Source organism: Kribbella rubisoli, from assembly GCF_004217145.1.
Classification (GTDB): domain Bacteria; phylum Actinomycetota; class Actinomycetes; order Propionibacteriales; family Kribbellaceae; genus Kribbella; species Kribbella rubisoli.
Genome location: NZ_SHKR01000011.1, coordinates 413,536 through 427,673, shown reverse-complemented (window position 1 = coordinate 427,673; position 14,138 = coordinate 413,536). Strand labels below are relative to the sequence as shown.

Annotated in this window: 15 protein-coding genes; 11 read left to right on the top strand and 4 right to left on the bottom strand. The window is 67.7% G+C overall.

Annotated features, from left to right (window positions below):
• Nucleotides 1–26 precede the first annotated feature (26 nt).
• The 5 genes from EV645_RS04675 to EV645_RS04655 all read left to right on the top strand — a co-directional run bounded on the left by EV645_RS04675 (nucleotide 27) and on the right by EV645_RS04655 (nucleotide 4,342).
• Entirely contained in the window at nucleotides 27–1,529 is a 1,503-nt protein-coding gene (locus EV645_RS04675) for a 2-hydroxymuconic semialdehyde dehydrogenase (protein ID WP_130440080.1), read from the top strand.
• Nucleotides 1,526–1,936 carry a RidA family protein gene (locus tag EV645_RS04670; RefSeq protein ID WP_130440078.1) on the top strand — a complete coding sequence of 137 codons (411 nt, stop codon included), beginning with the start codon at nucleotides 1,526–1,528 and terminating at the stop codon, nucleotides 1,934–1,936. The genes EV645_RS04675 and EV645_RS04670 overlap by 4 nt, the downstream gene beginning before the upstream one ends.
• A 2-nt stretch (nucleotides 1,937–1,938) precedes the next feature.
• The gene (locus tag EV645_RS04665; RefSeq protein ID WP_130440076.1) at nucleotides 1,939–2,457 is read left to right on the top strand and encodes a 3-hydroxyanthranilate 3,4-dioxygenase; all 519 of its coding nucleotides are present in this window, start codon (nucleotides 1,939–1,941) and stop codon (nucleotides 2,455–2,457) included.
• Nucleotides 2,458–2,627: 170 nt separating this feature from the next.
• Nucleotides 2,628–3,623 (top strand): amidohydrolase family protein, encoded by a 996-nt coding sequence (locus EV645_RS04660; protein ID WP_130440075.1) that lies wholly within the window; start codon nucleotides 2,628–2,630, stop codon nucleotides 3,621–3,623.
• On the top strand, nucleotides 3,620–4,342 hold the full coding sequence (locus tag EV645_RS04655; protein WP_130440073.1) for an alpha/beta hydrolase family protein: 723 nt from the start codon (nucleotides 3,620–3,622) through the stop codon (nucleotides 4,340–4,342). The genes EV645_RS04660 and EV645_RS04655 overlap by 4 nt, the downstream gene beginning before the upstream one ends.
• 116 nt (nucleotides 4,343–4,458) lie before the next feature.
• Here the strand turns inward: EV645_RS04655 and EV645_RS04650 are convergent, their stop codons facing one another.
• Complete coding sequence (locus EV645_RS04650; RefSeq protein ID WP_130440071.1) at nucleotides 4,459–5,148, bottom strand: O-methyltransferase; 690 nt, start codon at nucleotides 5,146–5,148, stop codon at nucleotides 4,459–4,461.
• Nucleotides 5,149–5,289: 141 nt separating this feature from the next.
• On the bottom strand, nucleotides 5,290–6,072 hold the full coding sequence (locus tag EV645_RS04645) for a DeoR/GlpR family DNA-binding transcription regulator (protein ID WP_130440069.1): 783 nt from the start codon (nucleotides 6,070–6,072) through the stop codon (nucleotides 5,290–5,292).
• Between the two features lie 119 nt (nucleotides 6,073–6,191).
• On the opposite strand from EV645_RS04645, the gene EV645_RS04640 reads away from it, so the two are divergent.
• Nucleotides 6,192–7,052, top strand: coding sequence for an SIS domain-containing protein (locus EV645_RS04640; protein WP_242000211.1), 861 nt, complete (start codon nucleotides 6,192–6,194; stop codon nucleotides 7,050–7,052).
• 147 nt (nucleotides 7,053–7,199) lie between these two features.
• Here the strand turns inward: EV645_RS04640 and EV645_RS04635 are convergent, their stop codons facing one another.
• Entirely contained in the window at nucleotides 7,200–8,390 is a 1,191-nt protein-coding gene (locus EV645_RS04635) for an MFS transporter (protein WP_130440065.1), read from the bottom strand.
• 70 nt (nucleotides 8,391–8,460) lie between these two features.
• Here EV645_RS04635 and EV645_RS04630 point away from each other — a divergent pair, with 70 nt between their 5' ends.
• The 5 genes from EV645_RS04630 to EV645_RS04610 all read left to right on the top strand — a co-directional run bounded on the left by EV645_RS04630 (nucleotide 8,461) and on the right by EV645_RS04610 (nucleotide 13,074).
• Nucleotides 8,461–8,982, top strand: coding sequence for a CGNR zinc finger domain-containing protein (locus tag EV645_RS04630; protein ID WP_242000210.1), 522 nt, complete (start codon nucleotides 8,461–8,463; stop codon nucleotides 8,980–8,982).
• Between the two features lie 115 nt (nucleotides 8,983–9,097).
• A complete protein-coding gene (locus EV645_RS04625) occupies nucleotides 9,098–10,459 on the top strand; it encodes an extracellular solute-binding protein (protein ID WP_130440061.1) in 1,362 nt (453 codons plus the stop codon).
• A 34-nt stretch (nucleotides 10,460–10,493) separates the two neighbouring features.
• Nucleotides 10,494–11,336: a carbohydrate ABC transporter permease gene (locus EV645_RS04620; protein ID WP_242000209.1), complete on the top strand. Its 843-nt coding sequence runs from the start codon at nucleotides 10,494–10,496 to the stop codon at nucleotides 11,334–11,336.
• On the top strand, nucleotides 11,333–12,214 hold the full coding sequence (locus tag EV645_RS04615) for a carbohydrate ABC transporter permease (protein WP_242000208.1): 882 nt from the start codon (nucleotides 11,333–11,335) through the stop codon (nucleotides 12,212–12,214). The genes EV645_RS04620 and EV645_RS04615 overlap by 4 nt, the downstream gene beginning before the upstream one ends.
• Nucleotides 12,211–13,074, top strand: a complete 864-nt coding sequence (locus EV645_RS04610) for an NAD-dependent epimerase/dehydratase family protein (protein ID WP_198681465.1) — start codon at nucleotides 12,211–12,213, stop codon at nucleotides 13,072–13,074. The genes EV645_RS04615 and EV645_RS04610 overlap by 4 nt, the downstream gene beginning before the upstream one ends.
• Here the strand turns inward: EV645_RS04610 and EV645_RS04605 are convergent.
• On the bottom strand, nucleotides 13,047–14,045 hold the full coding sequence (locus EV645_RS04605; RefSeq protein WP_130440055.1) for a LacI family DNA-binding transcriptional regulator: 999 nt from the start codon (nucleotides 14,043–14,045) through the stop codon (nucleotides 13,047–13,049). The two genes, EV645_RS04610 and EV645_RS04605, sit on opposite strands and share 28 nt — an antisense overlap.
• Between the last annotated feature and the right edge of the window lie 93 nt (nucleotides 14,046–14,138).

The window sequence follows — 14,138 nt, the reverse complement described above, 5'->3', positions numbered from 1 at the left end:
TGCAATGGTGCGGGGAGGTGGGCGGCGTGACGCTGTGGACGGGGCAGCTGTTGACGGGGCAGCCCAGCTCTGTCGGATTGCTTCGGCACTTCGTCGGCGGCGAGTTCGTGGAGAGTGCGTCGCGGTTCGCGAAGGTTTCGCCGGTGACGGGGGAGCAGATCTTCGACGTGTGTGAGGCCGACGAGTCGACCGTGGATGCCGCGGTCGAGGCGGCGCGGGCGGCGTTGCGCGGGCCGTGGGGGCTGATGAGCGAGCAGGAGCGGGCCGCCGTACTGCGTCGGGTCGCGGACGAGTTGGAGCGGCGGTTCGAGGATCTCATCGCGGCCGAGGTCGGTGACACCGGGAAGTCGATCAGCCAGGCGCGGACGCTCGATATCCCGCGCGGTGCGGCCAACTTCCGGGCGTTCGCGGACTTCGCGACGACGATCCCGACCGAGTCGTACACGACCGTGCTGCCGGACGGGCGGAAGGCGTTGAACTACGCAGTCCGGAAGCCCGTCGGGGTGGTGGCGATCGTCGTACCGTGGAATCTTCCGCTGCTCCTGCTCACGTGGAAGGTCGCGCCGGCGCTTGCCTGCGGCAACGCTGTTGTCGTGAAGCCCTCCGAGGAGACGCCGTCGTCCGCGACCGTGCTGGCCGAGGTGATGGCCGACGCCGGCGTACCGGCCGGAGTCTTCAACCTGGTCCACGGCTTCGGCCCGTCGTCGGCGGGGGAGTACCTGACGCGGCATCCCGGCGTGGACGCGATTACGTTCACCGGCGAGTCCGCCACCGGTACGTCGATCGCCAAGGTGGCCGCCGATCGCGTGAAGGCGGTGTCGTTCGAGCTCGGCGGGAAGAACGCCGGCCTGATCTTCGCCGACTGCGACCTCGACGCGGCCGTCGAGGGCTCGGTCCGCTCGGTCTTCACCAACGGCGGGCAGGTGTGCTTGTGCACCGAACGCCTGTACGTCGAACGCCCGATCTTCGAGGAGTTCACCGAGCGGCTCGCTGCGCGCGCGGCCGAGCTGACCTACGGCTGGCCCGCCGACGAGGCCACGATGAACATGCCTCTGATCTCCAAACAACATCGCGACAAGGTCCTCTCGTACTACGACCTCGCCCGGCTCGAAGGCGCCCAGGTGCTGGCGGGCGGCGGTGTGCCCACCTTCGGCGATGCCCGCGACGGCGGTTGCTACGTACAACCAACGGTGGTCACTGGCCTGGTGCCCGACGCTCGAACCAATCGCGAAGAGATCTTCGGTCCGATCTGTCACGTCGCGCCGTTCGACACCGAGGACGAGGCCTTTGGGTTGGCCAACGACAGCGACTACGGCCTCGCCGCAACCGTCTGGACCCGCGACGTCGGCCGCGCCCACCGCTCCGGCGCAGCGCTTGACGTCGGGTTGTGCTGGGTCAACACCTGGTTCCTCCGCGATTTGAGAACGCCCTTCGGCGGGGTGAAGTTGTCAGGGATCGGCCGCGAGGGCGGGCGGCATTCGGTGGACTTCTACACCGAGACGACCAACGTTTGCGTGGAGCTGTCATGACTGTTGTGCCCGGGAAAGCCACGCCGCGCGGACGGTTCCCGCACGTGAAGGTTTCTCAGGGCTTCGCGTATGTGTCGGGTACGTCGAGCCGGCGGCCGGACAACTCGATCGCCGGGGCATCCGTGGACGCGATGGGGACCGTCGCCCTGGATATCCGGGTGCAGACGCGGGCGGTGCTGGAGAACATCCGGGACGTGCTCGGCGCTGTCGGGGCCGGGCTCGAGGACCTGGTCAGCGTGACGACGTACCTGGTGTCGATGAACGATTTCGGCGGGTACAACGAGGTTTATGGTGAATTCTTCGACGAGTCCGGGCCGGCCCGGACGACTGTCGCAGTACATCAGCTGCCGCATCCCCAGTTGCTGATCGAGATACAGGCCGTAGCGGCGATCCCGCAGAGGAGCTAATGATGGCGAACTTGGAGTCGACGAACTTTCCGGAGTGGATCGAGGAGAACAAGCACCTGCTGAAGCCGCCGGTCGGCAACAAGCAGATGTTCCCGACCGGGGACGACTTCATCACGATGGTGGTCGGCGGCCCGAACCAGCGCACCGACTTCCACGTCGACCCGTACGAGGAGTTCTTCTACCAGATCAAGGGCACGATGCACGTCGACGTGATGACGGACGACGGCCCGGGCCGGGTGGACATCAACGAGGGGGAGATGTGGGTGCTGCCGCGCAGCATGCCGCACTCGCCGCAGCGCGACGCGGACTCGATCGGCCTGGTGATCGAGCGGGTCCGGGAGCCCGGCACGCTGGAGAAGTTCCGCTGGTACTGCGCCAACTGCAACGGGATCGTGCACGAGGTCGAGCTGCAGGTGACCGATATCGTCGCCGACCTGCCGCCCGTGTTCAAGGCGTTCTACGAGAGCGACGACGCACGCACCTGCCCGAACTGCGGCACGCTCCACCCGGGTAAATCCTGACCCCACGAGATGGGTTACCCCATGCTGTTGTGGGTTCGCCGCCGGTATGACGGTGGGACAACCCACCACTGGGTGGGGTAACCCATCCCGCGGGAGCGGGAGCCGGGAGCCGGGAGCGGGGGAAGTGCGGAGCCGGGGAGCGGGTGGACGGGTGTTGAGAGGGGCTGTGTGTGGCTGTTGATGTGCATACGCATCTGGTGCCGAAGGGGTGGCCGGATCTGGCGGTGGCGTGTGGGGGCGACGGCTGGCCGTGGTTGCGGATCGACTCCGAGCGGGCCGCGATGATCATGATCGGCTCGTCGGAGTTCCGGCCGATCGGACCGCAGGCCTGGGATCCGGGCACCCGCGCAGAGGATATGGATGCTGACGGCATCGATCTGCAGGTGGTGTCGCCGACGCCGGTGTTCTTCGGGTACGAGCGTCCGGCCGCGCAGGCGGTGAAGCTTGCGGAGATCTTCAACGACCTGACGCTGGAGACGTTGGCCGGCGACGAGCGCTTCGTGCCGTTCTGCCAGGTGCCGTTGCAGGATCCGGACCTGGCCTGCGCCGAGCTGGATCGCGCCCGTGCGGCCGGCCATGCCGGCGTCGAGATCGGCAACCACGTCGGCGACAAGGATCTCGACGACGCCGGGATCGTTGCCTTCCTCAACCATTGCGCCGAGACCGGTACGCCGGTGCTCGTGCACCCGTGGGACATGCCGGGCGGCCCGCGGCTGGACCGCTGGATGGCGCGCTGGCTGACCGGGATGCCCGCCGAGACGCATCTGTCGTTGCTGGCGATGATCCTGGGCGGCGCGTTCGACCGGTTGCCGCCGGACCTGAAGATCTGTTTCGCCCACGGAGGTGGCAGTTTCGCGTTCTGGCTGGGGCGGCTGGAGAACGCCTGGCACCGGCGCGGCGACATCGTCCGTGGTTGCTCGGAGCACCCACCGTCGGCGTACCTGGACCGGATCCTGGTCGACACGGTGGTGTTTGAATCAGCGCCTTTGCGGCTACTTGTCGATACCTTGGGGGAAGACCGCGTTCTGGTCGGCAGTGACTATCCCTATCCATTGGGTGAGCGGCCGGTCGGGGAGGTGGTACGGAAGGCCGGCTTCCTGACCGCGGAGCAGCAGCACAAACTGTTGACGGCGAACGCCCATCGCTATCTCGGGAGGTCTGAATGACCGAGGACCGATCCGTACTGACTCGTGAAGCCCGCGAGCCCGATCAGCAGCTGCGGTACGGCGACCAGGCGGACCAGGTGATCGACTACTGGCACGCGAAGGAGTATCGCCCGCTGATCGTCTTCATCCACGGTGGTTTCTGGCGGCCCGACTACGACCGCAAGCACGCCCGCCCCTTGTGCGAAGCCCTCTCCGAGCTCGGCTGGCCGGTCGTGTCCCTGGACTACCGCCGACAGCCAGGCGATCCCGACGCGACCACCTCGGACGTCCGTACGGCGCTCGAAGCGCTGCCCGACCTGGTCGACGTACACGCCGGCTACTTCCTGATCGGCCACTCCGCAGGCGGCCAGCTGGCGTTGTGGCTCGCCGCGACCACGAACCCGGTCCGCCTCCGCGGCCTGATCGCACTGGCGCCGGTGGCCGACCTCTTGATGGCGGATCGCCTCAACCTGGACGAGGGCGCCGTACAGGCCTTCATAGGCAGCGGAGTACGCAACGACCTGGACCCGGTCCACCTGCCCGCCCCGATCGCCGCGGTGACCCTCATCCACGGCACCGACGACGCCCGCGTCCCCCTAAGCATCACCGAGTCCTACTTCGCCGCCCACCCCACCGCCCGCCTCGTCCGCGTCCCCCATTGCGGCCATTACGAGCTGATAGACCCACTCTCCACCGCATGGCACGAACTAACCACAGAACTAACCCGCCTAACCGGCTAGCGCTGTCCGAGGCTCGGTCCGCCGCCCGAGCAACCCGTAGCAACTACACCGATGGAATCGTGCTAATCGAGCAGGCGATTAGCACGTTTGTTGGATTCGTTGGAGCCTTCCGGTCGTCAGCTCATGCGTTTGGCGGCGGTGAGGAGGCCTTCGGAGGTGGGGAGGAGGGCTGAGACCAGGTCGTCGTCGTCGCGGACGGCTCGGATGAGGTCTCGGAGGGCCATGGTGTCGGGGTCGCGGTGGGAGGGGTCGGCGACCCGGCCGCCGGTGAGGACGCCGGCGAAGGCGACGACGCCGCCGGGACGGAGCAGGCGGAGGGCTTCGTGCAGGTACGCCGTGTTCTCGCGGCGGTCCGCGTCGCAGAAGACCAGGTCGTAGTGCCCGTCGGTGAGGCGGGTGACCACGTCGAGCCCGGCGCCGGCGATCAGCCGGAAGCGGTTGGAGGCGACGCCGGCGTCCAGGAAGGTCTTGCGGGCCAAGCGCTGGTTCTCCGCGTCGATGTCGACCGTGGTGAGCGTGCCGTCGGCGCGCATCCCGCGCAGCAGGGCGAGGCCGGAGACGCCGGTCCCGGTGCCGATCTCCACGACCGCCTTCGCGCCCGCGCCGGCGGCGAGCATGCTCAGGGCGGCCGCCGAGCCGGGGCCGATCGGGGCGACACCGCTGTCCGCGGCGCTCGCCCGTGCACCGGTGACGACTTCGTCCTCGCCGGTGTAGTCCTCGGCGTACGCCCAGGACGTCGGGTCGATGCCGGTGGCGATGGCGTCCTCCCAGTGGTCGGCGGAGTGTTCTGCGGCTGCGGTACCCATGCTGAACCAGAGCCTAGCGGTTGGAAGTCCGCTTTCCGTGCTGCACGCGCGGAGGTTGCGCACTCTTGCTCATAACAACGGCCCCTCAATCAGATATGATCGTCCTCAGGAGGATGTGAGGGGAGGTGGTGAGGAGTGCGGTCAGGCGCGGATGACGTCGATACCGGCTTCCTTGAAGACGGTCAGCTGGCTCTCGTCGGCCTGGGCGTCGGTGACGATCGTGTCGATCTCGCTCAGCTCGCAGATCCGGGCGAAGGCACGCTGCCCGAGCTTGGACGAGTCGGCCACCACGACCACCTTCGCGGCCCGGCTGACGATCAGCTGGTTGATGTTGGCCTCGCCCTCGTGATGGGCGGTGGCGCCGGTCTCGTCGATCCCGTCGACGCCGATGAAGGCGATGTCCAGGGACAGGTCGGACAGGATCCGGTGCGACAGCGGGCCGATCATCTCGTAGGACTGCGGCCGGGCCACACCGCCGGTCAGCACCATCTTCACGTGCGGCCGGACGATCAGCTCGTTGGCGATGTTCAGCGCGTTGGTGACGAGCGTGAACGCGGGCTCGCCGTGCTCCGCGGACAGCTCCGGGCGGGTCGCCAGCGTGCGCGCCACCTCGGAGATCGTCGTACCGCCGTTCATCCCGATCACCATGCCGCGACGGACCAAAGTGGCCGCCGCTTGCGCGATCCGCTGCTTCTCGGACGCGAAACGCGCAGTCTTGTAGCGCAGCGGCAGGTCGTACGACACCGCGTTGGCCACAGCGCCGCCGCGGGTCCGGGTGAGGAGCTGCTGCTTGCCGAGATGGTCCAAGTCGCGCCTGATCGTGGCCGCCGAGACGTGCAACTGCTCGGCGAGCTCGTCGACGTCGATGGCGCCCTTCTCGGCGAGCGACTCGAGCAAGGTGTTCAGGCGTTCATAACGCTTCACCCGGGGCTCCTCCTTCACACAATCGGTCAGCCGGGTGGCGGCTGGTTGGCACCATTCGATCACGTTCGAGCAGTTTCGACCATGACAAGCGCGGAGACGACATGACGCAAACGCCATTTGTGAGCACTGAGATCGCCACTCAGCCGGACCTCTGGCGACAGGTCGCGGACGGTTTCGCGCAGTACGGCGGTGCACTTCCGAAGGCCGGCCAACGGGTCGCGGCGGTCGGCTGCGGGACGTCCTGGTTCATGGCGATGGCCTACGCCGCGCTGCGCGAGGACTTGGGTCAGGGCGAGACCGACGCGTTCGGCGGATCCGAGTTCCCGGCCGGTCGTGCGTACGACGCCGTTGTGGTGATCAGCCGCTCCGGTACGACAACCGAAGTACTCGACCTGATCCGCGAGACCGACCTGCCGACCATCGCGATCACGGCCACGCCCGGCTCGCCGATCGTCGAGCTGGCCGATCACACCATCATGCTGGACTTCGCGGATGAGCAGTCCGTTGTTCAGACCCGGTTCGCCACCACCACGCTGGCGCTGCTGCGCGCGTCGCTCGGTCAGGACCTGACCCAGGCCGCTGCGGACGCTCAGACCGCACTGACCATCGACGTCGACGACCTGGCCAAGCTCGAGCAGGTCACGTACCTCGGCACCCGCTGGACGGTCGGCCTGGCACACGAGGCCGCGCTCAAGCAGCGTGAGGCGGCGTCGGCGTGGACCGAGGCGTACCCGGCGATGGACTACCGGCACGGCCCGATCGCGATCGCGCAGCCCGGGCGTGGCGTGTGGATCTTCGGCGAGCCGCCGGTGGGCCTGCTCGACGACGTCGCCGCGACCGGCGCCACCGTCGTACACCACGACCTGGACCCGATGGCATCGCTCGTCGTAGCCCAGCGCGTCGCCGTGGCCAAGTCCCTCGCCCTCGGCCTGAACCCGGACCAGCCCCGCAGCCTGAGCCGCTCCGTCATCCTCGGCTGACATGGCGCGGCACGCCCCGCCGCCACCACGCCACCACGCCGCCACCACGCCGTCACCCCGCCGGACGTCTCAGGGGCCAACCCCTGAGCTGGTCGGTTTGGCCCCGAGAATCTGAGGGGTCAACCGGCCCTCCGAGGGGTTGACCCCTCAGAGGGTCGCGGTCGGAGGGTGGCGGTCGGAGGGTGGCGGCCAGGCGGCCAGGCGGCCGGTGAGGGCGGCGGCTGCTAGGCCCAGGCCTATGGCGGCGAGGGCTGCGCGGGTGCCTAGTGCTGGAACCAGCACCCCGGCGGTGGCTTGGCCCAGGGCGGACGTGCCGACGCGGAGGCTCGCGGCGGTGGTGCTGACTCGGCCCTGGAGGTACGGCGGGCTGTACTGCTGCCGGGCTGCGAACATCGCCGGCAGTGCTGGTCCTTCGGCCAGTCCGGCGGCGACTGCAAGCAGGACGAGTACGGCGAACGTGGTGGCGAGCGACCACGTCAGTAGAACCAACCCGTACGCCGCGACTGACAGCATCACCACGTACTCCGGACGCCAGCGGGACTGCAAACGGCTCAGTAGCAGTGCTGTGGTGACGCTACCGATCTCGATTGCGGTCCACAGGTAGCCGGCCGCGGACTTCGGCATGCCGAGCTCAACCATGTGCAGTGGCAGGGCGATCAGCAGCATGCCGGTGAAGCCCATCAGCAGAGTCGTGGTGACGGTGGAGGCCCGCAGTCGCGGAGTGCGCGCCAGGTGGACAAGTCCGCCGACGACCGAGCTGAAGAAAGACTCGCCGCCACCGCCGACCGGTGGGAGCGCCGGCAGGCGGCTGATAGCGACGATGCTGCACGCCGCCGCAACCACGATGACCACCACGGCGGCATCGACCGAGACCACTGCGGCGACGGTGGCTGCGGTCGCCGGTCCGGCGATGGTCGCCGCGCTGAAGCTCACCGACTCGAACGCGTTGGCGCGCGCCAGCCGCTCCGGCCGGAACAGGCTCGGCAGCATGCTGGTGAAGCCGCCGCTCACCATCGGCAACGTCGCACCTGCCACCGCCGCGAGGACCGGCGGGATCCAGTGCGCACTGTGACCGACCACCGCGAGCAGACCGAGCATGACTGCGGCCAGCGTCGCCTGGTTGATCGCCAGTGCGCTGCGGCGGCGGGACGTCCGATCGAGCCACGCTCCGAGCAACGGGCCGGTGACGATGGCCGGGAGCGCGTAGGCCGCGCCGGTGATGCCGGCGAGGGTCGGGCTGTCGGTGCGATCCAGCACGAGCAGTACGAGCGTGAACGCGACCATCTCGTCGGCGAACCGCGCCAGCGTCGCCGCGAGGTAGTAGCTAGGTCCTGGCACGCCGACCCTCCTGTAACGCAAATTAATCTGTTACGCGTTACGCTAACAAATGCGTTACGGGAGGAGTCCAGTGGAAATTCAGTCCCCGGATCGGCTGATCCGGCTCGCCGTCGACCTGGTGAACACACGGACCCGCGAGCCCGAGCAGTTGACCTCGCCGGCCGCGCTGCGTGCGTTCCTGCTCGACCACGGCGAGTCCGACCTGATCGAGCTGACCGATGAGGACCTGACCGCCGTGCGCGCAGTACGAGAGCGCGTGCGGCCCGTCTTCCACAGCGGTGGGGCCGAGGTGATCAACGGGCTGCTCGCGGAGTACGCCGTACGTCCGTATCTCTCGGATCACGACGGATCGCCGTGGCATCTGCATGTCGCCGAGCCGCATGCGTCGTGGGCCGAGTGGCTCGCGGCGACGACCGCGCTGGGGCTGGCAACGTTCGCGGCCGGCCATGGGTTCGAGGCGCTCGGAGTCTGCGCTGCGGTGGACTGCGAGCGGGTCTTCGCGAACCCGGCCGAGCGCCGCCCGCGCAGGTTCTGTACGCCGAAATGCGCGAGCCGGACGCGAGTCGCGTCGTACCGCGCCCGCCGTCGTTAACGGAGTCGCAACGGATGCGAAACCAGTTTCGCTGAGGTCTAGTATTTGCGAAAGCGCTTGCGCTACTCTGCGGAACGGTCGGCTCGCCGATCGCCATCCCCGCTGAGGAGCTTCGATGAACAGATTCGCAATCCGTTGTGCTGCAGGGCTTTCAGTGCCGTTCTTGCTGGTGGCTTGCTCCAGCGCGCCGTCGTCGACCGGTGCTTCCGGCTCCGACGCACAGGTGACGATCACGGTCGGTGACCGTCCCACGAGTTCCGATCCCGCCAACCGGGCGGCGTTCGACAAGAGAGTCGCCGACTTCCAGAAGGCGAACCCGGACATCAAGCTGAATCCGGTCGAGACGCTCTGGGACGCGACCACGTTCCAGGCGCAGGCCGCCGGCGGTCAGCTGCCGGACGTGCTGAACGTGCCGTTCACCGAGCCGCAGGGCCTGATCGCCCGTAAGCAGGCCGCCGACCTGACCAAGGTGCTCAAGGACGACGGCCTGCTGAGCCAGCTCAACCCGAACGTGCTCAAGATCGCCCAGGACCAGTCCGGCAACGTCTACGCCGTACCGACCGCCGCGTACTCGGTCGGCATGGTCTACAACCGCGACCTGTTCAAGAAGGCCGGTCTGGACCCGGACAAGCCGCCGACGACCTGGGACGAGGTCCGCGCGGACGCGAAGCAGATCGCCCAGAAGACCGGTCAGGCCGGCTACGCGCAACTGACCACGAACAACACCGGCGGCTGGATGTTCACCACCCAGACGTACGCGTTCGGCGGTTCGATCGAGAACGAGGACGGCAGCAAGGCGACGTTCGACGACGCGCCGTCGAAGGCCGCGCTGCAGTTGCTGCACGACATGAAGTGGACCGACAAGTCGATGGGCCAGGCCGTGCTGTACGACATCCCCGGCATCTCCAAGGCGTTCGCGGCCGGGAAGATCGGGATGTTCATGGCGGCGCCCGACGGCTACCGCACGCTCGTGCAGCAGAACGGCCTGCCGTCGTCGGCCTTCGGCATCGGCCCGATGCCGCAGCAGGGCGGCGACCACGGCACGCTCACCGGTGGCAGCGTCCAGATCGTCAGCCCGACCGCGACCGACGCGGAGAAGGTTGCCGCGGTCAAGTGGATCAAGTTCAACTACCTGAACAAGTACGTGGACCAGGACGCCGCGGTGACGGCCGCCAAGGCCGGTGTGGCCGGAAAGCTGCCAGTCGGTACGCCGGGTCTCCCGGTGGTTGCAGCGGACCAGTGGTCGACGTACCAGAGCTGGATCAAGCCGTACGTCAATGTGCCGCTGGCGCAGTTCGAGCCGTACACGAAGGTGGCCGCTGACCAGAAGATCATCCCTGAGCCGCCGGTGAAGGCTCAGGAGGTGTACGCCGCGCTCGACCCGGTCGTGCAGGCCGTACTGGGTAACGCGAAGGCCGACATCCCGGCGCTGCTGACCAAGGCGACCGGCACCGTGAATGCCAAGCTCGGGCGCTGAGTTGCTTCGCCGTCTGCGCAACGGAGTACCGGCAGTGCTGTTCGCACTGCCGGTGCTCCTGGTCTTCGTGGTGTTCTCCTGGGGCCCGATCGTCAAGGGCCTGGTGATGAGCCTCCAGCAGACCAATCTGATCGATCCGGTCAAGTGGGTCGGGCTGGAGAACTTCCGGTACGTGTTGTCCGACCCTGGTGTCGGTCAGGCGGCTCTGAACACGGTCTGGTTCACCTTGCTGGCTTTGCTGTTCGGCTTCCCGGTGCCGGTGCTGCTGGCGATGTTCCTGTCCGAGTTGCGGGGCAAGTCCTGGCTGTACTCGGCACTCGCGTACCTGCCGGTGATCACGCCGCCGGTGGTTGCCATCCTGCTCTGGCGGTTCTTCTACGACCCGTCGCCGAGCGGGATGTTCAACACCATCCTCGGCACGGTCGGGCTCGGACCGTACCCCTGGCTGGACAGTCCGTCGTCGGCGATGCCCTCGATCGTGCTGGAAGCCACCTGGGCCGGTGCGGGCAACGCAGTGATCATCTACCTGGCCGCACTGACCTCCGTACGCGCTGACTTGTACGAGGCGGCCGAGCTGGACGGCGCGGGCGTCGTACGGCGGGTCTGGCACGTGATGTTGCCGCATCTGCGTGGCGTCCTGCTGCTGATGCTGCTCCTGCAGGTGATCGGCACCATGCAACTGTTCACCGAGCCGCTGCTGTTCACCGGCGGCGGACCGCAAGGGTCGACGATGACGATTCTGCTGCTCATCTACAACTACGCCTTCGTCAACGGTGACTACGGCGCTGCAACTGCGCTCAGCGTGCTGCTGGCGCTGGTTCTCGCCGTACTGTCGGCGGTCTTCCAGTTCGCTACGCGTGGCTGGAGTACGGAGTGAGCGAGCGGGGTGCGCTGTCGGATGCCGACCGCCGGCTCACCAAGGTTCGAGTTCCGTTCGTCATCGGACAGGTAGTCGTACTGATCGGACTGCTCGTCGCCGGTCTCGGTCCGCTGCTTTGGTTGCTCAAGGCAGCGATCTCGCCGACACAGGACAGCATCCGATCGCCACTCGCGTGGTTCCCGTCCGGCCAGGTGCAGTGGGGCAATCTCTCCACTGCATGGCAACAAGCGCACATCGGCTACTACCTCGGCAACACCGCCATGATCGCCGCCGGTACGGCGATTGCGTCGCTGATCGTCTGTACGACGGCCGGCTACGTCCTGAGCGTGCTGCGGCCGCGGTGGGGCGCACTGCTGTCCGCAGGGATCCTGGCCACGTTGTTCGTACCGCACATCGTCTCGCTCGTCCCGCTGTACCTGACCGTGCTGAAAGTGCCGGTGGTCCACGCGAACCTGACCAACACGTTCTGGGCGGTCTGGCTGCCACCCGCGGCCAGTGCGTTCAACGTGCTGATCGTCAAGCGGTTCTTCGACGGCATCCCACGCGAGTACTTCGAAGCGGCCCGCATCGACGGCGCCGGAACGGTCCGCGTGTTCACCTCGCTCGTGCTCCCGCTGTCGCGGCCGATCCTCGGTGTGGTCGCGCTGCTCAGCATCATCTCTTCCTGGAAGGACTACCTGTGGCCTCTGCTGGTGCTGACGAATCCGGATCTGCAGCCGGTCTCGGTGGCGTTGCCCAAGATCGCCAAGGTGACGGAGCTCAACATCCAGTTGGCGGGTCTGTTCCTGGCCCTGCTGATCCCGGTGCTGCTGTTCCTGGTTTTCCAGCGAGCATTTCTACGTGGTGTGGGCCTGTCTGGGGGAATCAAGGCGTGAAACGTGTTCTGGTCACCGGTGCGGACGGATCGATCGGCCGGGCCGCGGTCGACGGCTTGCAAGCAGCCGGGTACGACGTGACCGGTCTGTCGCTGCGCTACGACCACAGCAGTACGGCGGACCGTCCACTGGTCGGTGATGCGCGGTCGGCCGAGGACGTGGCGGCTGCACTCGACGGTGTGGACGCCGTACTGCATCTTGCGGCCATTCCGCATCCCAGCCTGGGTACGCCGGAGGAGGTGTTCGAGAACAACGTTGCGGCGACGTTCAACGTGCTGGCGCAGGCAGGGCAGCGGGGGATCGAGCGGGTGGTGATTGCCAGCAGCATCAACGCGTTCGGCGTACCGATGAACCTGAACGATGTGGAGCCGGCGTACTACCCGCTCGACGAGGAGGTGGAGGCGGATATCGCCGATGCGTACTCGTTGTCCAAAAGTGTCGACGAGCAGAGTGCGCGGATGGCGTGGCGACGTTGGGGGACCAACGTGATCGCGCTGCGCTTCCCGCTGGTGAAGACTCGCGAGGAGCTGTTCAAGTTCGCGGCCAGGGCGGAGAGCGACCCGTCGGTGATGGCCCGCGAAGGCTGGGCCTACCTGGACCTGCGTGACGGTGTGCGAGCGATCATCGCCGCACTCGAGTCAACGGCTCCGGGCGCGCACGTGCTGGGTCTGGCGGCCGATGACATCCTCATCGACCGGAAGACCGACGACCTGCTGCGCGAGTACGCGCCGACTGTCCCGCTACGCCGGCCTGTGCAAGGACGTGCGTCGCTGGTCGACACCACGCGGGCGCGGGAGCTGCTGGGCTTCAGGCCGCGGTACTCGATCCACGATCAGGCTGTGTCCGCAATGACCACGTGAGGTTCGACGTACTGCGTGCCGGGCTCGAGGTCGCCTTCCAGAAGCCGGTTGGCGACCCGGCGGCCGATCTCCTCGAGACCGACGTCGATCGTGGTCAGGTGCCGGGTGCCGCGCTGGTCGTGCATCAGGCTCTCCCAGTTGTCGACGCCGATCAGTGCGATGTCGCCGGGCACCTGCCGGCCGGCTGCCCGGACCACTCGTTCCACACCGCGGCCGATCGCGTCGCTGCCGCAGAAGATCGCGTCAACGTCGGGGACCTCGGCCAGCAGCTCGGTCGCGGCCTGCTCACCCCACTCCTCGCGCCAGCGCCCGAACCGGACCGGTGCCGCCCACTGGAGTCCGGCCTCGGCGAGCAGCTGACCCGCGCCCTCGGCCCGCCGCTGCGCGGCCATGTCGTGCGGCTCAGCGGTGAAGTGTGCGATCCGGCGCCGGCCGGTCGACAGCAGATGGCTGATCGCGAGCCGCCCGATCGCGTAGTCGTCAGCGGTGATCGTGGTGTCCTGCGGATCCTCGGGGACCGTGAACGCATTGATCACCGGGACGTCGAACCGGCTGCTGAACGACGGCGTGCGGAAGGACGTACTGGTCCCGATCACGATCACGCCGTCGATCCGGCGGGCCCGGAGCTGCAGGATGCTCTCGGTGACGTCGTGCTGCTCTTCCATCCGGGCGTCGTACAGCAGGATCGCCCGCTCCTTCGCGCCGAGCTCGGTGGCAGCGGTGGCCAGCACGACGCGGGTGAACGGGTTCGACGCGCGGTGCGTGAGTACGCCGATCGTCTGGCTGCGGCCGCGGGCGAACGAGCGCGCCAACGCGTTGTGGCGGAAGCCCAGCCGGTCAGCCGTGACGCGGACGTGCTCGCGGGTGGCCTCGGAGATCCGGTCGGTGCCGTTCAGCGCCTTGGAGGCCGTCGACAGCGACACCCCAGCGGCAGCGGCCACGTCGGACAGGGTGATCACGGAATCGGCCATGTGCACATCGTAGTCAGCTTCGAGCCGTTGACACGGGCCGCGGGGCGTATCAAGGTGTGATTTGCGAAACCGCTTTCGCTTCCCCTGGGAGGA